This window comes from Spiroplasma chrysopicola DF-1, from assembly GCF_000400935.1.
In the GTDB taxonomy this organism is placed as follows: Bacteria; Bacillota_I; Bacilli_A; order Mycoplasmatales; family Mycoplasmataceae; genus Spiroplasma; species Spiroplasma chrysopicola.
In genome coordinates, this window is the sequence record NC_021280.1 from 944,891 (window position 1) to 966,650 (window position 21,760).

Here is a 21,760-nt window from a genome sequence, read left to right on the forward strand (position 1 = left end):
ATTATAGCCACCGTTTAAAAAATTTGATATACAACATCTTGATGCTTTGACTCATAATACAATAACCAAGAATCAAGGCAGTAAAGAAAGCAAAATAAATTGCAGGTAGTTTAACTAAACTTAAATTAATTGCTAGTGGGGTAAATGGCAACGCAATTCCAATCGTAATAACTGAGAACGTTGCCAACAATAATTGTCATGACGCCATTGATTGGAAGAATGGTATTTTTCTTGTTCGATACATTTGGACAATTAAGGTTTGTGTTACTAATCCTTCAACAAATCATCCTGTTTGGAATAACATTACTTGGTCTGAACTAATACTACTTGGATTACTTAAAACTCCAAAGTAATAGCCCATCAAGACAAAGGTTAGAATGTCAAAGATTGAGGAGACTGGTCCGTTGATAAAGACAAACGGTAAAATATCTTTTGTTGTTCACCGCTGAGGTGTCTTTAAAAATTCCTGGTCAACCTTATCAAAAGCGACCGCTAATTGTGACATATCATATAATAAATTTTGAAATAGTAACTGAATTGGCGCCATTGGTTGAAATGGCAATCAAGCGGAAGCAACTAAAATACTTAAAACATTCCCAAAGTTTGATGCAATGGTAATTTTAATATATTTTAGAATATTTCCAAAAATTTTCCGCCCTTGAATAATTCCTTTTTCTAATACTAATAATGATTTTTCTAAGAGAATAATATCAGAAGCTTCCTTAGCAATATCGGTTGCATTATCAACCGAAATTGAAACATCACTTTGTCGTAAAACTGGAGCATCATTAATCCCATCCCCCATGAATCCAACTGTATGACCGTTTTGTTTTAGCGCCGTAATAATTTTTGCTTTTTGTAACGGATTTAATTTGACAAAAATATTATTTTTTTCAACAACTTCTCGTAATTCAAACTCACTTAATTTTTCAATGTAATCTCCACTAACTAATCCTTTAACATGTAAGTTAACCCGCTCACAAATGGCTCTTGTTACTTGCTCATTATCCCCAGTTAAAATTTTTAAATCAACCCCATTTTTATGTAATAGTTGAATCATTTTAGTTGCTGAAGGTTTTGGTTTATCTAAAAAAGAAGCAAACCCCATAAAAATTAAATTACTTTCATCCCCCGTTGAATAGTAACTATCATCGTTATGCCCAGCGCTATAACCTAATCCTAAAACACGTAAGCCTTGGGTGTTTAACTTATCAGCACTACTTTCAATCATTCGTAAATGATCATTGGTTAATGGTTGCACTTTCCCTTGGTAATAAATTTGTGTACAGTTTTTAACAACCTCTTCAATCGCCCCTTTACAAATTAAAGTATGGTCCCCTTCTTCATTAGAAACAACAACAGTTAATTTTCGACGATTAAAATCAAAGGGAATTTCATCAATTTTAGTATAATGCTCTTTTAATAAACTAATATGATTTTTTTCAACATACTGAATAATTGCTTTGTCTAAGGGATTCTTTAACCCCGTTTGAAAATAACTATTTAAAAATAAGTAATTTAATAATTGTTCATCATTTTTATTATCTAATAAATGATAATCAATTAATTCAATATTATCATTTGTTAATGTTCCTGTTTTATCAGTACATAAAATATCAATCGCTCCTAAGTTTTGAATTGATTCCAATTTTTTAACAACAACTTTTGCCTTACTCATTTGGCTAGCTCCCCGCGCTAGGTTTGATGTTACAATCATTGGCAACATTTCTGGTGTTAAACCAACAGCAACAGTAATCGCAAATAACAGCGCTGAAATTCAATCATTTTTTGTTACCCCATTAATAGCAAAAACAATTGGTACCATTACTAACATAAAGCATAATAGTAATCATGTTGTTCGTTTAATCCCTTTGTTAAAACTAGTTGGGGGTTGTTTTTCTGAAATTGTTTTTGAAATAGTTGCATAATAAGTATCTTTCCCAACCCCAACAACAATTCCAATTGCACTACCAGAAATAACACTAGTACCAGTGTAGCAAATATTTTGTAGTTCTAACAAGCTTGGTTTAGATGGATTATAATTCGCGTGTTTTTCAACGGGCATTGATTCCCCTGTTAAACTAGCTTGGTTAATAAATAAATCATTACTTCATAGAATCCGCACATCAGCTGGAACAAGATCCCCACTTGATAAATAAATTAAATCCCCACGAACTAATTCATGAATTTCTAATTCTTTTGCTTCACGAATTAATGTTGTATTATTTTTAACAGAAATGTCACTAACTTTTTCATCATCTTCTAACCGAATTACAGTAATTTTACTACTTACTAATTCCGTTAGTTTTTTTGTAACTAAGAAACTACGAATATCTTGAATATACGAAATTGTTGAACTAATAATAATCATGGTAAAAATAATCCCTGTCGCAATTAATTCAAACTTATCTCCAGCCATTAAGAAATAACTAAGAAGGTTATAAACAGCAATTGCTGTTAAAACAATATTAAAAGGATTTAATAAAACTTTTAATAGTCGCAAAAATCAATGAAACTTAATTTTTTCTTGAGAATTATCCCCAAACTTATTTCCAACTTCTTTTGCGTCTTCATAGTTTAATCCAAACTTGGTAATTTCAAAATGTTCTAATATTTCTGGCTGTGAAAATTGTGAAACTGCTTTAATTTCCTCTGTTTTAACAAAGCCAAGATCTTTTTGATGATTTTTTGTTTTTCCTTTAAATTTGAATTTCATAACTTTTTTATCCATTTGAAAGTCTTCTCTCTATTTATCAAATAACAACCCAGTAAAAAAATCACTTTTATTAAACTTTTTTTATTTTAACGAAAAAAACTAGGGAAAGCAAGAATTTTATTATTAATTATTATTAAAGGAGAAAATTAAGAAATAAAAATTTTTAATAATTTTATTACTTAGACAAAAATATTTTACTCTAAGATAATTTTTGATAATAACATTTGTTAAAGCATGATGAATAAATGATTTTAAAATCTAATAATTATACTTTAAACTTATTGGATAAAAGTTAAAATCAAATTTCATATAACTTATAGTCTTACTTATTTTAACACTTTGGCTTATATATTATAACTACGTAAAATTAAATAGATATTTCCAACATTATATTTTGTTGTAACAAGAGCACTTAAAAAAATTAAAGGAATTCCAAAAAGGAAAATATATAGTCATCTATTTGTAACTTTCTTACTATCTATCAGAAAATATCTTGAAATCATTACAAATAAAGCCACACCATTATACGTAAAAGTATAAGTAAAAACCTTTTCATGCATTGACAATCCCAAAAAAAAAAAAAAAAGTCATTAAAATTAATGGCTTGGGCTTTATAAAAATTATTGTCATCAACATGTCCATAGTAGACTTCAACTTTTCATGAATTAATTTCTTTCATTGTGAATGTTTTACTTAAATTATTAATAACAGTACTACGAATTGATGGCATTAACCCATCATCATATCCCCGTAAACTGTTCAAGGCTCATTTGTTTTTTTCAAAAAGAAATTCTTCGGTAATTATTTTCGCAACGTCTTTTGATTCATGCCATAAAAAATGGTACCTAAAAATAACAAAATAATTACGATTGGAAACGTTAATGAAACTATTGTAACTATTTTTTTCAAATGGTACCTCCATTTTTCATAAGCGTATTACGAAATAATTCTATAAGTTGGTAATAAAATTAATGATTCCCTCAGCATTGTTACTTACATATAAATCTGATGGTAAAATTTCAATTTTTACATTTTTTTGATCTTTAAAAATTGTGGTAATTTTGTCTTTTAAATAACCAATTTGTGGTGCTAATAAAACAACATCATAATGTTCCGAAGTTAATTCGTTAATATTAACAGCCAAAAACTTAATATCATTTTGATGAGTTGTTAAAAATTCATTAATATTTGTAACAATCATCTTAGTACTAATTCCTGCTGAGCATACTAAACAGACATTTTTCATCTTTGCTATTCCCCCATTTTAAATTTAAAGTTTACCAAATCATTTTACTAATAATTTAAAATAATTACAAGTTAATTTATTATTTAAAAACATCATTAAACCCCTTTAATTTTTATTAGTTAAAATGGTATAATTAATAGGTACTTTAAGGATAGCATAAAGGAGTGAAAAAAATGTTACCAACAAAAATTCAAACTTTTATTGAAGACCATAGACATAAGCCACTTTCAGAGTATATTAAAGAAAATCCGAAGTTTATCTTAGAATTTATTAATACCCTAAATTGGGAAGAAAAATTTGAATTATTAAATGATTTTATTGATCCAAGCAGTGAAACTGATAATGCTATTCAAACAATCCATAAATCAATTTCGCTTTTTTTAGAAAAAGAAATTAAAGAACGTATTGTTCAAAATATTTCAAAAGAAGACTATTTATTTCATAAAGCAGTTGTTGAAGCATATGAAAAAAACTTATCACAAAATGATGATAAAAGTAAAAACTAACTAACAAATTAAAAAGTTATGGCAATTTGCCATAACTTTTTAATTAAGTTAAATTATTTTTGATATATTAAATGATATTTCTTTTTCCCGCGACGAACAATTAAATAATTATTATATAATAAATCTGTCGCACTAACTTGATAATTTTCATCTTGAACAATTTCACCATTTAATAAAATTGCTTTTTGTGCTAAAAATTCTCGTCCTTCTCGTTTTGAACTAACAATATTTGCCTTAACCAATAAATCAAGGATTGGTAAATTAAATGTTTCAGTTTGATATTGTTCTAAACTTTGTTTTAAACTTTCAACAGCTGAGGCTGATAACATTTTGACATTACCAGTAAATAAAGCCTCACTAACTGCTAATGCTTGTTCAAGACCACTTTCCTGGTGAACAAATAAAGTAATAGCTTGAGCTAACTGTTTTTGAGCAAAACGACTAGCAGGATCTTGAGCATGTCGTTCTTCAATCCCCTTAATTTCTGCTTCTGATAAAAAGGTTAAATAACGTAATAATTTCCCTGTTTCTTTATCTTCTTGATTAAAAAAGAATTGGTAAAACTCATAAGGAGATGTTTTTGTTTTATTTAATCAAACGGCCCCTGATTCGGTTTTCCCAAATTTAGTTCCATCACTTTTTGTTAATAAATTCATTGTTAATCCACATGCTAAATTATTTTCCCCAACTTTTTTGTGAATATAATCTGTTCCCGAAGTAATATTTCCTCACTGATCACTGCCCCCAGTTTGAACAACACAATCATAATTTACATATAACTGATAAAAGTCATAGGCTTGTAATAACGTATATGAAAATTCAGTAAATGATAAACCATTTTCTAAGCGTGAGCTAATATTTTCTTTATTCAATAAGTAACTAATATTAAAATCTTTTCCAACATCACGTAAAAAATTAATCAAACTAAGTTTTTCTAGTCAATCAGCATTATTAACAATTTTAACATCGGGAATTAATCCTTTCATTTGGGCAGTAATTTCAGCAACATTTTGATTAACTGTCTTATCATCTAACAATGTTCGTTCCGCTTTTTTACCACTGGGATCACCAATCATCCCTGTTCCCCCACCAATAATCGCAATTGGTTGAAAACCAAATTGTTCAAAACGTTTTAATAATAAAATTTGAATTAAATGTCCAACATGCAAAGAATCACCAGTTGGATCAAACCCACAATAAACCCCTTTTTTAAGTTCTTGCGCCTTTAAAATTTTTTCCGGATTAGTTAACTGCTTTAATAATCCTCGCCATTCTAATTCCTTAATAATATTCATCTGTTATTTCTCCTATTACTTTTATTAATTAAAAAACTCTAAGATTAGAGTTTATTCTTGTTCGATTTTTTTACTTTTTTTTATTTGGGTTGGTTTACCTTCTTCAATAATTCGCTCAGAAATTGAAGCGGAAGTTTTTTTCAAATCTTCGGTTACTTTAACCCCTTCATCAATGACACTAACAGTAATTTTTGCTAAATCTTTCGCAACTGCCCGCACATTCGGTGATTTAGCCGCAGCTTTAATTAACCTTACTGCCCCAGCATCAACTTTTTTCAGAGCTTTATAAGCCATTTCTTTTGTTGTTGATGATTCTAAAATATCAACCGCCCCACGAACATTTTTAATTTTTAATTCAATGTCGGCTGCTACTTCATCTGATTCAATTCCTTGCGATTTTTCTCAGACGATTTCAATTTTATTTACCATCTCTTTTAACTGTGGATTATATTTTTTAATTAAATTAACAAAGTCTTGTCGTAATTCTGATCCTTTTTTTGGGGCAATTAACATCCCAACTACCATAATAACTGCTGTTTTAACTAACTTAAAAGCCATTTTTAACTCTTCTCATCAGAATTAGCAAATTCTTTTAATTTATCAACAAGACGATAAGCAATATCTTTATTACGAGCAATTACTTTAACTCATGCTTTAACATTTCTTTTTGTGAAAGCTTCAAAAATATCAATATAGTTTGAAATTTTGACAACAGTATCCACTGTTGAATTTAACATTTCTGATTTATATGTTAAATCTTCAACAAAATAATCAAATTTTTTCGCAGCAATCGCAACTTTTCGAGCAGCAATAATTCCATAAAAACAAAAAACAATTGCTAAACACAATAAAATAATAATTAAAATTGTTTGGGAAATTAACAAATCACCTTCTGATGCTCATAAAATTAAATACATTTCTTCACCTACTGTTTATTTCTACTAGTTTATTATAACTTATTTTTATAGTTCTTTAAATAAAAACTTTCTAAATCAGTTTATCGACTTTTATTTGAATTATTGTCTTTAACTTGGTTTGCTTCTTCATGAATTCGTTCTTTACGACTATTGTTTGCTTGTTCAAAATTTTCTTCTTCTAACTTAATCATTCTTTCTAAATATAGATTATTATTAGCATAATATTTGCTTACTTTACGACTTTCTTCATCAGGGTTTTGGTCACGTAATTTTTGTAACATTTTATGGTAATCTAATGAACTTTGGGAAATTGTTTTTGGGCGACGTAAAAACTGATCTTGTAAATTATGGTTTTGTAAGTTTTTAATTTTTTGTAGGCGCATTGAGCTCGCATGAATTGAATTACTTTCAATTTTTTTACGACGCTCACTTAAGGGCATATCTTCAGAAAAATCATCTTCAACTTGATAAACATTATTAATCGCATCTTGAATTTGGCGATTAATTTCTTTTTGCTCTTCAATTCCCCCAAACATTGCTGTTTGTTCGTAATTACTACTAAAATTAGAACGCGGGTTTGTATTACGAATTTTTTCCTTAATATTTTCCAATTCTAATGTCAACTCTGCTGTTCGTTCCCCAAAAATATTTTCCCCATTTTTACGTGGACGGAACAAAAATGATTCAGTTTTTGCCGCTTGTTCAGACAATTTATTAATGCGATAAAATTTTTCGTCATTATTTTTTCCATCTGGGTTAATATTACTTTGTCGTAAATTTTCTGATAGCTTTGTTTTAACTAAATTATCAACTTGATCATCTAACTGTGCAGAAGATAGATTAGTTGGTTTGACAAAATTATTTTTCTTTTCATCAATTTGTTGGTCAATAATTTTTTGAATTGAGCTACTTGCTAAATTTATTTCCGTTTTAGCAATTTGATCATAACCAACAGCATCACGCTGATTCGGTTCTTTTGCTTTTTTTCCGTATAACGGTGAAATAACCTCACTTAAACCTGTAAAAAAAGTTGGTTTTTTTGGCTCTTGTACTGGTTTTTCTTGCGGCTGCTGTTTAACTTCAACTTTTTGTTCTTTACTTTCTGGTTGATTGGGATGGTCAAAAAAAGTCCCATCATGATTATAAAAAGATTCAACTTCTTGTTTTTTATCATTACTCATTTTAAACCCTCCATTATTACTTTAATTATAAAACATTTTTTATCGTTTAACTAGTCGTTTTGTTTCAATATTATTACGGCCAAATTTTGCTTGTTTAACGTTATTTAATATCACTAAATCACCGGTAAATCCAACTGATAATTTTGCCAATGATTGACCAACCCCATAAATATCAACAGGAACTTGAACAGCTTCAAACATTGCAATTTTTTCGGCAGTAAAACCAGATGAAACAATTATTTTAACCCCATTATAGCCATTTTCATCAAGAACTTTACGTAAAGTTTGAATCAATTCCTTACTAACTCCATTAACTGGTGTTGTTAAATATTGCTCCTCTTTACCAAGAAAATATTTATCAGTTAACGCTTGTGATGTGTCAACACGGACTGCTGCCAATTTTGGAAATGTTTTGGCAACTAATAAGGAATCATTAATAACATCATTATTATAATCAACCAAAGCAACTAACTCTTCGGTTGGAAAATGTTTTTGATAAGCTTCTAACGCACTAACTAAATCCCCATTAAAAGCCTGAATTAAGGCATGGGGAACAGTTCCCATTGGTGTTAGTTTTTCTGGTAATAATGATACTTGCGCTGCTGTAACAAATTTACGAATCCCCCCAATATATGCGGCATACCCATCTGTTGCTTGATTATAATAATAATCATTACGATCATTCATAAAAATAATTCCTTTAGATGGGGCTGCTTGTAAAACGCGATAACAATTAGTTGCAATACTTGTTTGTCGTGCTAAAATTCCATCAATTAAGCCTTCTAAATGACCAAAATTACTATAGTGACCAATAATTTTTAAAACAGGTTCATTGGCATTAATCAAATCACCATCTGCTAATGACCATACTTCTAATGTTTCAGGATTAAAAGCTTCTTGGCGAATTAAATCAACACATTCATTAATTCCACATAATTTAACATTATCACTACGTTGAAAAAACTGCATTGTAACAATATCATTGGGGCGCTCTATCTTTAAAATTTTAGCTGTCTTTTGAAAATAAACTGCGCTATAAAAACCATCCTTAATTTTGCTCATTATAATATTCCTTTCAAAAACTGTTACCAGTATGATATTGTTGTTGATCTAAAATTAATAGACCCTTAACGAGATTATCACTTGCAATCCCTAATTCACGCTCAGAACATAACATTCCATTTGATTGTTCACCACGCAATTCTGAAGGAACAATTTTCATTAAATTTGGCATAATTGCCGCAATTGTGGCAACAACAACTTTTTGGTCTTGATCACAATTAGGGGCTCCACAAACAATTTGTTCAATTTTTTCCCCCGTGTTTACTTGGCAAATACTTAATTTATCCGAATTAGGATGGTGAACACAACTATTAATTTCCCCAACTAAAAATTGTGGTTCTTGATTATATTGTTCTCAGAGACCAGATTTTAATTTTAATACTGAACCTAATTCAGCAATTAAGGGTACATTATCACTATTAATGCCATTATATAAAAAACTAGTTATTTTTTTGCTGGCATTAAGTAAATTAAAACCAACAAATTCATTTTCTTCATCATAAAAAATAATTAAATCCCCATCTTGGGTAAAATTTTTGTGGTCAAAACCTTTAACATAACCAAATAATGTATCAAATCCTAAATTATAAAAAAGTCCAATAGTTTTTTTATTCATTTTCCATACTCCTATTAACAAAATTAAAATCCACAATTTTAACCGCATCTAAATCTTTGACAATCGCTGTAACCAATTTAATTGTCTCATTAAAATCTTCTAAATCAATAATACCACTAATTGTATGTAAATTACGCGCAATTAAACATGTTTGAATTGTTGGAACTCCATAATCATGTAAATGGACTTCCCCGGCATCTGTTCCCCCAGGGGAAATATAAAACTGTGATTTAATTTCTTCTTTTGCCATTAAAGCCATTTGATATTGGAATAAATCATAACGGGTAATATAGCCGCGATCCATTCCTCGTAACATTACCCCAGCCCCTAGTTGTCCAAAAGCAGCTGTTGAACTATAATCTTGCCCTGGTGAAACATCTGTCACAATTGCAAAATCAGGGTTAATTAAACTTGTTGCTGTGCGTGCTCCTCGCGTTCCCACCTCTTCTTGGACCGAAAAACCAACATATAAATCATAATCTAATCTAAGATCTTTAATTTGTTCTAATACTTCTAACCCTAAAATAACTCCCATTCGATTATCAATCGCCTTTGATAATAAACGTTTTTCATTTAAAAAAACAGTTGGTCCCTCACAAATTAAAAAGTTTCCTGGTCGAATCCCTCCAGCAAGGGCCTCAGTTTTTGAACTAAAGCCAAAATCTACTAGCATTTCACTAATTGGCGTTGCTTTTTCCCGTGCAGTGGCAGTTAAAAGATGTGGAGAAATTGCCGAAAAAGTTCCAGTCAAAAAGCGCCCATCATCTGTTAATAATTTAACACGTTTAGCTAATAATGTTTGCTCTCAAATCCCCCCTAATGGATTAACACTTACTAACCCTTGTTCATTAATTTGACGAACCATAAATCCAACTTCATCACCATGGGCCATTAACATAACTTTTTTTGGGTTTTTTAACCCTTTTTTATTACGAATAACGGCAAAACAACTCCCTAAATTGTCCTGAATAATTTCGGTTGTATATTTTTGGTAGTATTTTTTAACTATTTCTGTAACTTGGAACTCACATCCTGATGGTCCAAAGGCTTGTAGAATTTCTTCATACATTTTTTTGCTATTATCTAAAAGTTTCATTGATATCTCCCTTTCATTCTTGAAAATATTATATCAAAGTTTATAATTAAAGTATTACTAGTATATTTTAAATGCAGTAATTTATTTTGAAAGCTAAAAAAATTTAATACTAATAAAGAAATGAGGATACATATGAAAAAAGTGGCCCTGTTAATCGATTCCTCATCTGGAATTAAGAAGGAAATGTTGAAACAATATGAGGATACATATTTATTACCTCTCTTGTTAAACTTCCCAGATGGAACAGAAATCGAAGATGATGATGACGTTATTTCATACGATGAATTCTATGATATTTTAGAACATCAAGTTATCAAAACTAGCCAAATTCCATTAGGAAAAATGATGACAACATGAAATGAATTATTAAAAACCTACGAAAAAATTGTTTTTGTTGGTTTATCAAAAGGCTTATCAGGACAACATGACAGTACATACATGCTTTCTCAGCAAGATGAATATAAAGATCGCGTTTTTGTGATTGATACTGATGGTGTTAGTTTAATCATTCGAAAAATGATTGATGATATCTACCAATGAATTAAAAGTGGAATTAATGTTACGGAAATTCAAGCAAAAATTGATGAATTAAAACAACATTTTACTGCTTTTATTATTCCAAAAAGTTTAGAAACTTTAAAACGAGGAGGAAGAATTACTCCTGCCGCTGCGGCATTAGCAAAGGTTTTAAAAATTACTCCAATTTTACGCTATGATGGTAAAATTGATAAATTTGATAAAACCCGAACATTTAAAAAAGCAGTCGAAACAGCTCTAACCCAAATTAAGAAAGAACGTAAATCACGAAAAATTGATTTAGTATATTCAAAAATGAATGACGAGCTATTAGAAGAAGTAAAAAACATTACTAAAGAAAAAGGATTTGAAATTAACCAGTTAGCAAATTTACCAAACGTTATTGCAGCCCATACAGGAGCAAATACAATTGCACTAATTTGTTGAGATAAATAAGTTTCAAAAAGTAAGGAGAAATAAATATGAGCAAAAAAATAGCCATCTTGACTGACTCATCAGCAGGATTTACAGATAAAGAAGCTAAAAAATATGGGATCTTTGTGCTTCCCTTACATATTATTTTAGATAATGAAATTGATATTTATGATACTGACGAAAATCGAGAAAAATTTAATTTTATTGAAACTGTTCGATCTGGAATTACAAAAACTAGCCAGGCCTCAAATGGAGAATTAATGCAAAAATATGATGAAATTTTAAAAGATTATGATGAAATTATTCATTATCCAATTGCTGAAAAACTTTCAAGTCAGTATGCAACAGCATATACAATCAGTCAGGAAGAGGACTACAAAGGAAAAGTACATGTTGTTCGTAATCATACTGCTGCTTTTGCTTTAAAACAATTAGTTATTTATGCTCAATCATTAGTGGCAGAAAATAAAACTGTTGAGGAAATTATTTCTAAAACAAATGAATTTGAAAAAGAAAGTTATATGGCAATGATTCCTGGTAGTGTTGATCGATTAGCAAAAGGTGGTCGCGTTGGAAAAATATTAATTTCATTAATTAGTTTACTAAAAATTAAAGTGTTAATTCAATGAGGAGAAACACCAAAAAAAATTGGGACATCACGAACAATTAATTCATTAATTGAAACTTTAGTGGAAAGTTTTAAAAACTTTGCTAGCAAAGTTAAAGAAACATACCAAATTTTTGTTTTAAAAACAGCTGAATGCAGCCCGAAAATATGAGATTTAACAGTTCAAAAACTATCTGAATTAAATGTATCCTATAAAATTGAAGATATTGCGCCAATTTTTCTTGCCCATGCTGGTCTCGATACTATTGCTGTAATTGCTCTCCCACAAAAATATTTGAAATAACATATCCTATCAAACAAAAAAATTAGGAAGAACATTCCTAATTTTTTTTGTTTAAATTTTATCGTTTAAATTAAATGGCGGAAGTAAAGAGATTCGAACTCTTGCGTGAATTTCTCCACCTAACGGTTTTCGAGACCGCCCCCTTCAACCAGGCTTGGGTATACTTCCAATTTAATGTAAATTATGGCAGGGGTGACAGGACTTGAACCCACAACCAACGGTTTTGGAGACCGCTGTTCTACCATTGAACTACACCCCTATCTCACAGTAAAATAATACCATAAAATAAAAAAAGTATACTCTACTTTTCATCATTAATATGGCAGGGGTGACAGGACTTGAACCCACAACCAACGGATTTGAAGTCCGCTGTTCTACCGATTGAACTACACCCCTATAAAAAAGTGTTATAAACACTTACTTATTTTAACAAATAAAAATTAAATAGCAATAAATTTTTAATTATTAATCAAGATCATCATCAAAATGATTATGACCTTCGCCACTATTTAAACAATTACTGCATAAACCATGGCCTTCAATTTTAAAGTGAATTGGCTCTCATGCCATTTTTTTCATTCCTTCACTTAAGTTTATTAAATCAATTTTTTGCAATATTTCTGAATCTCTAATATGAACAACATTTTTACAAGCATCACAAATCATATGAACTGAAGGATTCTGGGCCAAATCATATCAAATTTGTTTCCCATCAAATGTATTAGTAAAAACAATATGCTCACGTAATAATAAATCAATTGTGTTATAAACTGACATTAAATTAACATTTTTAAATTCTTTTTCTAATTGTTCAACAATTTCAGCTAAAGTTAAATGTTCATTTGTTGTCAAAATTTTAATAATAGCAAGTCTAATATCCGTTAAGCGATAATTTTTTTCTTTCAGTAAATCAACAATTTTTTCATACTTCAAAGCCATAAACTAAAAATCTCCTATTTTTTTAATTCTTCAATTATTGCAACTAAATCGGAAACTTTATTAATATCCATTAATTTATCATCAGGAATTCTAACATTCAACTTCTTTTCAGCAATAATTACTAAATCCATCAAATCTAATGAGTCAATTCCTAAATCTTTAAAAACAGTGTCCATTGTAATAGTTTGTTTAATGCCATTTTCTTGGAAAACTTTTTTAATTTCTTCTAAAATATTCATATAATCCGCTCCTTTTATTTATAAGTCTATTATAACAAAGTTTAGCGAAAAAGATTATTGAAATTATCTTGGCAAAATAAAAACAATTATTTTAGTTTTAATAATTGTTTAATATCATTATCAAAGTAATTTGCTAATTTTGCTTTAATAATTTCTGCTCTTAATTTTGTTTTACTTCAAAAGAATGATTTAAAAGTGAAGAAAATATAGTCTTTACCCATTTGGCCATAAAAATCGTTTTGTTGTGATTTGGGATTATAAACAATTTTCTTTGTTTTTTTATCATACTGCCCATTTTGTTTAATAAAGAAAATTAAAACATGGGCTGGTAAAATTAATAAGATTCCTAACATAACCATCCAGAATCAAGCCAATGGTCAGACATATTTAACCCCAGCATAGTTTGTGTTTCATTTCCCAATATTAAAGCCCCCAACATTTCAAGGACTACCCCCATTGGGACCAACATATAACATATTAGCACTAAAAATTCCGTCTCAAATCACTGCCACAATTGAAAATAAAAATAATCATAAAAATTGTCATTTTAATAATAAACCTGTATATGAGCGGCCAACTAAACTATACTTGTATACATAAATATATGAAAAAATAATAATTGTATGTAAAATAAAATAATTATAATAAAAGACATTATCTAAACTTCAATAAGCATTAACTGGATTAACAATTGCTAATACAGGTAAAATTAGAGCTGATGGAGCACAAATCTCAAAAAAACGCTTGCTCGGGAAAATCAACAGAAATCCCGATAAAAGTTGATGAATACTACATAAGTGTAATGGCATGATTTCACTTAATGGTCTCACTCGTGACATTCCTGACGGTCCTCAAAATCAGTTTTCTTTTAATACTACTGCTAAATAAGTTGCTCATATTGCATAGCAAATAAAATAAGTAGCAATTTGATATATCCCAATTGAAATTCGAAATCACTTTCAGTTTGCTGTTTTAGCATAATATTTTTTGAAAACAAATAGGGATCCAACAATTAGAACAAATATTGCAATTCCAACAAGTTGAAAAAGATAACTTTGCCCTTTAAAAGCTGATTGTTCTTGTCATCCTAAACTAGGTTGATAACTCCCTGCCGGGTCAAAAAAACCTCATGGGCCTTTCCCAGATGGATTAAATTGTATTTTCATTCCCTGCCTCCCAATGTTAATTAATATAAAAACAATATTATTGTATCTAATTTTTAAAATTAAATAAAGTAGTTTTTGTATTAAAGATAAATTTTCCAAATAAGAAAAGGTTGATAATCTAAACTATAATGATAAATTGAAATTGTTTTTGACAATCCTATTGCTTCATTACTGAATTTAAAACCTAAAAAACTTTTATTTTGATCAACAATAGGATAAGTTTTAATTCATTGTCCCAAAAAACTTATTTTGAAGGCTTGATTAATAATAAAATATTGTTGATTACTATATTTAATTAACGCCTTTTCATTTGGAAACTTTAAATTCAGGTGATATGGATCATAATTGTCATTTGGTTGCTTAGGTTTTACAGAAGGTTCTGGTTTTTTAACTATTTTTAAACTTGGTTTATTATTTTCAATCACAATTTTTTGATAAATATAATAACTTAAAGCCCCACCACAAATTATAAAAATAAAAACTAAAATCCAAATAACAATTTTTTTACTATTAATTTTTATAATAAAACTCCGCTGAAAAGTCTTCAAAAACTTCCTTTGTGAATTCTTGATTAAAATACTTTTTTAAATTAAAATTATCTATTAAATAAATTTGATTTAAACTACCTATTAATTTTGTAAGTCGATTAGGAAAATCCTGGTATTGTTCTGTAATTTTTATTCGCAAATTATCATAATCAGTTTGGGCCACTAAAATTTGGTTTATTATAATATTTCACTGTAAAATTTTTGTTGATAAAGATATTTGCTCTTTATCTACAAAAGGATTAGTAATGAGTCCCACCATGTTATTGTCAAAACTTGGTCGAAAACCAACTAGTTCTTTTTTAGCATTAAAATAAGGTTTATCAATAAAATGATGATAATAAGTTTTTGTTGCAAAATCATATTGTAAATAACCCCGAATTTTTTCACTATCATACTTTGTTTCACTTTCAACAATAGTTGTTTCTGTTACAAGCGGATTAAAATTATGATTATAGAAATTATTGATTTTATCAATTTTTGACCAAATATCAATTGGAAAACCTTTAAATTGCTCTTTATCAAAAGCAAGTTCAGTTTTAATGCTAAAAAGCTGGTCAATAAAATTATTTGTCATATGATTAAATGATATTTCAAAATTATTTTCTGCTAAAATACTTTTTTGATAAAAATCCCCAGTTTCACTATTATATAATTGATACTTAAGAAATGGCGTAATTTTTAACTGTTCCTGGGTAACTTCAACCCTATTTTGCAAATTAATCATTGTTTCTAAGTAAGATGTTTTAGCAACAAGATTATTATCTTCTAAACTAGGAATAGTAATAACTGTGCTCAATTTATTAACTTCAGTTGTTGTAAAACACCCAACTGGAATAGCAACTTTTGCTCAATGACCAAAAGTTATTATTTTATCTTTGATACTAATAACATAATCATTATTACTTTTAACTAAATTATTAAATAAGCAACCTTTTTTGTTATTAACATTAATAACAACTTCTAATTGGCCTATCTTTATATTTAAAGTTGGAAAGTGATGGAATAATCATTGGTACGATTTAAAATGGCCATAGAGATCTTGGCGATATATATCTGTTGTTTGGCCATGCTCATCAAATCATGGATCAATCATCCCAATTGTTGGACGAAAATAAAACGGGTATAATTCTTCTCCTTGTCCACCAGGTAATGGTAAAGTTTCAATTGCTACATCTAAACTTAAATTAATTTTATTAACGCCAATAAAATTATGACTATCATTATTGTAAATTGTTGATTCATTAACAGCAAACAAAATAAAAACCTCCTATTTTAGTTTTACCTAAATAAGAGGTTAAATTCCTTTTTAATATGATCTAGCAAAATATACAATTAATTCTGAATCATTTTGACAGTAAAAACATTTCCCTTTTTCTTTCTCAATGCCAAAGGGGATACAACGAGTTGTCGTTTGCGTCTCGGCTTTAATTTTTTCCTCACAACTAATTCTGCCACAAAACGGGGCTAAATATAAACCATTTCCAGTGTTAAGAGCAGCTTTATATTCTGCAAAAGTATTTAATCTTTTTGTGTTTTTATCACGATTATTTAATGCTCGCTCATATAAATTAGCGCTAATTTCTTTTAAAAGTTTATCAACAATAGTTGAAATATCAGACAATAAAACTGGAATTTTTTCAAAATTATCGCGGCGAACAATTGTTACCTTATTTTCAGCTAAATCACGTGGTCCGATTTCAATTCGTAACGGAATCCCTTTAATTTCAGTATTTGCAGCTTTAAAACCATAGCTTTTATCAGAAAAGTCAATTTCACAACGATAATCTGATAAAGTTGTCATTACTTCATTACTTACTTTGCATAATTGTTCATCATTTTTAATTGGAACAATCATCACTTGAATTGGAGCAATTGCTGGAGGTAACACTAGCCCACTATCATCACTGTGGCTCATAATAATTCCCCCAATTAAACGCGTTGATACTCCCCATGATGTTGAGTAAGCATATTCTAATTGGTTTTCTTTATTTGAAAATTTAATCTCAAATGGTTTAGTAAAATTTTGACCAAAATAGTGGCTTGTTCCGCATTGTAAAGCTTGACCATCATACATTAATGCCTCAATTGTATATGTTTTATCTGCTCCAGCAAATTTTTCAAATTCAGTTTTTTGGCCCTTAATAACTGGTAATAATAATGTTTCTTCGGCAAATTTGGCATATAAATTTAAAATTTTTAAAGTAAAATCTTCGGCTTCTTGTGCACTACTATGGACAGTATGCCCTTCTTGTCATAAAAATTCACTTGTTCGTAAAAATGGGCGAGTTGTTTTTTCTCATCGCAGAACATTCACTCATTGATTATATAATAATGGTAAATCACGATAACCTTGAATTTCTTTGCTAAAGAAAGTCCCAAATAAAACTTCTGAAGTCGGGCGAATATATAATTCTTCATCCAAAACTTTATCACCAACTTTTGTGACTGTCGCAACTTCGGGAGCAAAACCTTCAATATGGTCTTTTTCTTTATTAAATAATGATTTTGGGATTAATAGTGGAAAATAAACATTTTTAACTTTCAACTTTTTAAACTCAGCATCTAGAATTTGTTGGATATTTTCTCAAATCGCATAACCATAAGGTTTAAAAATAATTGTGCCCTTAACTGGTCCATAACTAATCAAATCGGCGTTTAAAACAATATCGGTGTATCATTGGGGAAAATCAACACTACGAGGTGTTATCTTATCTAATTTCTTACTCATAATTTACTTCTTTCTACTTTTAACTGTTAAGTTTTCAATATTTCCTTTTTCCCCTTTAAATAATTTAATTTTTAAATTATTTTGGCTCATTAAGTATTGTTCAATCCGTTTAACATATTCTGGATTTTTAACTAAAATTCATGAAATTACTTCTGGTTTAATATTTTCAAAGATTTTAATGCGACGAGTAACTTCATCATATTCTCAATCCGCTTTTGTATGTTCATATAATTTTTTAATATCTAGTGCCACTATAGCAATTTGATTTGGATCAACTTTTTGCTCCGCAATTCATTCTCAAAAAAAGTGTCGTGTTGAATTATCTAACTCAAATTCTAAATGGTCTTTTTTTTCTAAATAGGTTCAAACAGTATATTCATCATTCTTACCTAAATGAATATTATTAACCGGTTGTAGACCAAACTCTAATTGTCGTAAAATATTTTTTACATCAGTATAAAAGAGTAGCACTTTCACTTTTTGGCTATTAATTTCTTTAATAATTTTTTGTGTTTTTCGACGGCGAAAACTAAAACCGGTTTTAACATCTCCAACTGGTTGTTCTTCAAATAATTCTGCTACCGCTGCTTTATCTTTATCTTCTTGCAATAAGTTTTTAACTTTTTTCCCTTTTTGCTCTGATTCATGTTGTTCACCTGATTTTTTTAATTTATTAAATAACATTAGCCCACTTCCTTCTACTTTTACTTACTAAATAATTATACTTTATTTTTATTTTAACTTATAAAATTGGTGCAAAAAGTTTTAGACAAACTAGTAAAAAACGATATTTTAATGGCTTATATTTAATTGGCCATTCTTGTCACATAATAGCGTGTTGGAAGTCTCATTCTCAGCGAGGTAAAAAAGTTTCCACAACAGCTTGATCATAAATAATTGCACTTGTTTGATGATCAGCAAAGAAACTACGATAATCTAAATTACAAGACCCAATGATTGTCACATCATTATCAAAAATGGCAATTTTATTATGGTTAAAAATACCATTCATTTCAAAAATTTTCACTCCCGCTTCAATTAATTCGCGACAATAAGTTTTAGTAATATCAAGAACAAAAATCTTATCCGTTAATCCTGGAATTATTAAACGGACATCAATTCCTGATCGAGCCGCTAATTTTAGCGCTTCAATTAATTCAACAGGAGGAATAAAGTAAGGAGTTGATAGTCAAATTCGTTTTTGGGCACTATTAATTAATGACAGATAAACATCTTTCGTAACTGATTGGTCAATACTTGGCCCATGACTAACAATTTGGACGATTGCTGTTCCTTGACTATTATAGTTTTTTGTTTGCAAAATCGCAGGAACTAATTCCGTTAACTTTTCTTGATGTTTTGTTGCAAAATATCAATCATCAACAAAAGTAACTTCTAATCCTCGGACTGCTTTCCCCACAATTCGAACTTGCACATCATGAAATAACCCAAATTTTGCTGATTGATTAGCATAAACATCGGCCAAGTTAATTCCGCCGGTATAACCAACTAAACCATCAATTACAACATCTTTTCGGTGGTTACGATAATTTGCATTGCCATTTATAAAAGGAGTAATAATTGGTAAAAACTTTTGCACAATAACCCCTATTTTTCGTAATTTGCGAATACTTTTTTTACTAATTTTAAAATAACTACCAACATGATCATAAATCATAAAAACTTGTACCCCTGCCGCAATGCGGTCTCGTAAAACAGCACAAACAATTTCAAATAATTCGCCATCGGCAATGATAAAATAATTTAATAAAATATACGATTTAGCATTATCTAAGTCATCTAGCATTCGTTGAAAACATTTTGCCCCATTTTCCATAATTTCAATCGCATTATTTTGATATAACGGTTTTTCGGCAATTTCATTAATTAAATCAACTGTTTTAACAAAATGTTGAGGAATCAAACCAACAGTTTTTTTAACTTTATCATTTGTTAATAAATTATTTTGATATTCATTTTTATTAATTTTTTCATAAAATAATGTTTTTTGATTTGAATAATGGTATTTCCGTCCAAACATCAAATATGAACAAAGCCCTATTATTGGGAAAAAATTAATAAAAATAATTCACGAAAATTTAACTTCATAACGGCGTTTTGAGAAAAAAATCACAAAAGAAAACAGAAAATCAATTAAAATAAAACCAAGAAAAATAAAAGTATATTGAATATTAAAAACAACTGCTACTGCGACAATTGCTAATACTACTAATCCAAATAAGAAAATCATTGATAAAATAATTTTTAATCAATTTTTCATAACTTAACCCCACATTATCTTCATACTTATATTTTATCAATTAAAATAAAAAAGTTATAATAAAATATAACTTCATAAATAATCTTTAAATTTAATGGCGGAACAAGAGAGACTCGAACTCTCGCGCCGGTTACCCGACCTAACACCTTAGCAGGGTGCCCTCTTCACCAACTTGAGTATTGTTCCAAATTGATTACAATTATTATTATACAAAACTTAAATTATTTAACAAGTAAAACAACTATTTTTTTGGAAATCTTTATCCGAATCTTTTTAAAACAATAAATAATTCTTCTTGACATCTACCTATTTTCGGTTATATTTAGTATAAGTTATTTTTACAACAAGGCAATGGAGATGATATTTCATATGTTATTTAATAACACAAAAAATAGTAATAAAACAAGAAAACCAGATAGTCAAAAACTTACCAATTTTTTTATTTTGGGAGATAGCCTAAGTGATTCAAATGGCCTCGCAACAGCTGGGGCTGTGCTTTTAAATGCCGGAAAAATCGAAACAGTTGAAACAATTATGATGCCTAGTCCATTTGTGAATAATTCTTTTACTAATGGAGACGTTAGTGTTAAAGTTTTAGCCGAAAAAATGGGTTGACCTTTAACAGCAGGATGAAGTTTCATTTATAAAGATGAAAAATATAGTAAATATGGTAATAATTATGCTATTGCGGGAGCAACAACAGGTCCAATGGATAACCTTTTATCACGGTTATTTTTTAACCATTTTAATCTTGCTAACCAAGCCGCCGCTTTATTAGAACAACATAACGTTAAAGCAACTGATTTAATTATTGTCCAAATTGGTGGTAATGATTTAATTAACATTTTAACTGAAAATACAGCGCGACCAGTTAAACAAGAACAACTAAATAAGACCTTGATTAATCTTGAACAAACTCTTAATACGTTAATTGAGCAAGGCGTTCAAAATTTATTGTTAATTAATAGTGTTGATTTGGGCAGTATCCCCTATTTTCAGAATAATGAACAGCGAAAACTAGCCACAGAATTCACAAAAAATTATAATGCTGGAATTGTTAAAATAATGACCAAAATATCTGACCAAAAAAACAAAATAATTATTAAACAATATGATTTATTTACTCGTTCAAATGAATTTCTCCTTGCTTTTCAAGAACTTGATCATCATCATAATATCACTGACCCTTGTGTTAACTTTGATTTTAAAGAACTTCGTACCGGAAAAATTGTTCCAAAATATTATGATAATACTAGCCCTAAACATTTAAGTAAACACTTCTTTTTTGATAACTTTCACCCAACAACATGAGCCCATCAAAAAGTTGCTGAAGATTTATACCAAATTATTGAAGCTTGATAA

22 protein-coding genes and 4 tRNA genes are annotated in these 21,760 nt (G+C 29.1%); 4 read left to right on the top strand and 22 right to left on the bottom strand.

Annotated elements, in window-relative coordinates:
• Position 1: 1 nt before the first annotated feature.
• The 3 genes from mgtA to SCHRY_RS04400 all read right to left on the bottom strand — a co-directional run bounded on the left by mgtA (position 2) and on the right by SCHRY_RS04400 (position 3,962).
• Positions 2–2,731, bottom strand: a complete 2,730-nt coding sequence (gene mgtA / locus SCHRY_RS04395) for a magnesium-translocating P-type ATPase (RefSeq protein ID WP_016339253.1) — start codon at positions 2,729–2,731, stop codon at positions 2–4.
• Between the two features lie 487 nt (positions 2,732–3,218).
• Positions 3,219–3,638, bottom strand: a complete 420-nt coding sequence (locus SCHRY_RS05395; RefSeq protein ID WP_016339255.1) for a hypothetical protein — start codon at positions 3,636–3,638, stop codon at positions 3,219–3,221.
• Between the two features lie 27 nt (positions 3,639–3,665).
• Entirely contained in the window at positions 3,666–3,962 is a 297-nt protein-coding gene (locus SCHRY_RS04400; protein ID WP_016339256.1) for a PTS sugar transporter subunit IIB, read from the bottom strand.
• A 173-nt stretch (positions 3,963–4,135) separates the two neighbouring features.
• Here SCHRY_RS04400 and SCHRY_RS04405 point away from each other — a divergent pair, with 173 nt between their 5' ends.
• Positions 4,136–4,468 (top strand): hypothetical protein, encoded by a 333-nt coding sequence (locus SCHRY_RS04405; protein WP_016339257.1) that lies wholly within the window; start codon positions 4,136–4,138, stop codon positions 4,466–4,468.
• Between the two features lie 53 nt (positions 4,469–4,521).
• Here the strand turns inward: SCHRY_RS04405 and tyrS are convergent, their stop codons facing one another.
• From tyrS to SCHRY_RS04440, 7 genes are all read right to left on the bottom strand, one after another.
• Positions 4,522–5,763 carry a tyrosine--tRNA ligase gene (gene tyrS, locus SCHRY_RS04410; protein ID WP_016339258.1) on the bottom strand — a complete coding sequence of 414 codons (1,242 nt, stop codon included), beginning with the start codon at positions 5,761–5,763 and terminating at the stop codon, positions 4,522–4,524.
• A 51-nt stretch (positions 5,764–5,814) separates the two neighbouring features.
• Positions 5,815–6,321, bottom strand: coding sequence for a hypothetical protein (locus SCHRY_RS04415; RefSeq protein ID WP_016339259.1), 507 nt, complete (start codon positions 6,319–6,321; stop codon positions 5,815–5,817).
• 2 nt (positions 6,322–6,323) lie between these two features.
• Positions 6,324–6,680 carry a hypothetical protein gene (locus SCHRY_RS04420; RefSeq protein ID WP_016339260.1) on the bottom strand — a complete coding sequence of 119 codons (357 nt, stop codon included), beginning with the start codon at positions 6,678–6,680 and terminating at the stop codon, positions 6,324–6,326.
• A gap of 80 nt (positions 6,681–6,760) precedes the next feature.
• Positions 6,761–7,861 (bottom strand): hypothetical protein, encoded by a 1,101-nt coding sequence (locus SCHRY_RS04425; protein WP_016339261.1) that lies wholly within the window; start codon positions 7,859–7,861, stop codon positions 6,761–6,763.
• A 39-nt stretch (positions 7,862–7,900) separates the two neighbouring features.
• Positions 7,901–8,923, bottom strand: coding sequence for a nicotinate phosphoribosyltransferase (locus SCHRY_RS04430; protein WP_016339262.1), 1,023 nt, complete (start codon positions 8,921–8,923; stop codon positions 7,901–7,903).
• Complete coding sequence (gene ytpR / locus SCHRY_RS04435; RefSeq protein WP_016339263.1) at positions 8,910–9,539, bottom strand: YtpR family tRNA-binding protein; 630 nt, start codon at positions 9,537–9,539, stop codon at positions 8,910–8,912. The genes SCHRY_RS04430 and ytpR overlap by 14 nt, the downstream gene beginning before the upstream one ends.
• The gene (locus SCHRY_RS04440; protein WP_016339264.1) at positions 9,532–10,635 is read right to left on the bottom strand and encodes a M42 family metallopeptidase; all 1,104 of its coding nucleotides are present in this window, start codon (positions 10,633–10,635) and stop codon (positions 9,532–9,534) included. Before SCHRY_RS04440 ends, ytpR begins: the two co-directional genes overlap by 8 nt.
• A 132-nt stretch (positions 10,636–10,767) precedes the next feature.
• Here SCHRY_RS04440 and SCHRY_RS04445 point away from each other — a divergent pair, with 132 nt between their 5' ends.
• Positions 10,768–11,607, top strand: a complete 840-nt coding sequence (locus SCHRY_RS04445; RefSeq protein ID WP_016339265.1) for a DegV family protein — start codon at positions 10,768–10,770, stop codon at positions 11,605–11,607.
• A gap of 26 nt (positions 11,608–11,633) precedes the next feature.
• Entirely contained in the window at positions 11,634–12,497 is an 864-nt protein-coding gene (locus SCHRY_RS04450; RefSeq protein ID WP_016339266.1) for a DegV family protein, read from the top strand.
• Between the two features lie 75 nt (positions 12,498–12,572).
• On the opposite strand, the gene SCHRY_RS04455 is transcribed toward SCHRY_RS04450, so the two are convergent.
• The 12 genes from SCHRY_RS04455 to SCHRY_RS04510 form a co-directional block, all read right to left on the bottom strand.
• Positions 12,573–12,665, bottom strand: a tRNA-Ser gene (locus tag SCHRY_RS04455).
• 16 nt (positions 12,666–12,681) lie between these two features.
• Positions 12,682–12,756: transfer RNA gene (locus tag SCHRY_RS04460), tRNA-Trp, on the bottom strand.
• A gap of 61 nt (positions 12,757–12,817) precedes the next feature.
• Positions 12,818–12,893: transfer RNA gene (locus SCHRY_RS04465), tRNA-Trp, on the bottom strand.
• 69 nt (positions 12,894–12,962) lie between these two features.
• Complete coding sequence (locus SCHRY_RS04470; protein ID WP_016339267.1) at positions 12,963–13,436, bottom strand: Fur family transcriptional regulator; 474 nt, start codon at positions 13,434–13,436, stop codon at positions 12,963–12,965.
• Positions 13,437–13,450: 14 nt separating this feature from the next.
• Positions 13,451–13,675, bottom strand: coding sequence for an acyl carrier protein (locus SCHRY_RS04475; protein WP_016339268.1), 225 nt, complete (start codon positions 13,673–13,675; stop codon positions 13,451–13,453).
• An 86-nt stretch (positions 13,676–13,761) separates the two neighbouring features.
• Positions 13,762–14,841 (bottom strand): TMEM164 family acyltransferase, encoded by a 1,080-nt coding sequence (locus SCHRY_RS04480; RefSeq protein WP_016339269.1) that lies wholly within the window; start codon positions 14,839–14,841, stop codon positions 13,762–13,764.
• 80 nt (positions 14,842–14,921) lie between these two features.
• Positions 14,922–15,389, bottom strand: a complete 468-nt coding sequence (locus tag SCHRY_RS04485; RefSeq protein WP_016339270.1) for a hypothetical protein — start codon at positions 15,387–15,389, stop codon at positions 14,922–14,924.
• Positions 15,352–16,644 carry a hypothetical protein gene (locus SCHRY_RS04490; RefSeq protein ID WP_016339271.1) on the bottom strand — a complete coding sequence of 431 codons (1,293 nt, stop codon included), beginning with the start codon at positions 16,642–16,644 and terminating at the stop codon, positions 15,352–15,354. Before SCHRY_RS04490 ends, SCHRY_RS04485 begins: the two co-directional genes overlap by 38 nt.
• Positions 16,645–16,695: 51 nt before the next feature.
• Positions 16,696–18,117, bottom strand: coding sequence for a proline--tRNA ligase (gene proS / locus SCHRY_RS04495; RefSeq protein ID WP_016339272.1), 1,422 nt, complete (start codon positions 18,115–18,117; stop codon positions 16,696–16,698).
• Between the two features lie 3 nt (positions 18,118–18,120).
• Complete coding sequence (locus SCHRY_RS04500) at positions 18,121–18,801, bottom strand: hypothetical protein (RefSeq protein ID WP_016339273.1); 681 nt, start codon at positions 18,799–18,801, stop codon at positions 18,121–18,123.
• 58 nt (positions 18,802–18,859) lie between these two features.
• Positions 18,860–20,398, bottom strand: a complete 1,539-nt coding sequence (cls, locus tag SCHRY_RS04505; RefSeq protein ID WP_016339274.1) for a cardiolipin synthase — start codon at positions 20,396–20,398, stop codon at positions 18,860–18,862.
• Positions 20,399–20,493: 95 nt separating this feature from the next.
• A tRNA-Ser gene (locus SCHRY_RS04510) sits at positions 20,494–20,584 on the bottom strand.
• 183 nt (positions 20,585–20,767) lie between these two features.
• On the opposite strand from SCHRY_RS04510, the gene SCHRY_RS04515 reads away from it, so the two are divergent.
• Complete coding sequence (locus tag SCHRY_RS04515) at positions 20,768–21,760, top strand: SGNH/GDSL hydrolase family protein (RefSeq protein WP_016339275.1); 993 nt, start codon at positions 20,768–20,770, stop codon at positions 21,758–21,760.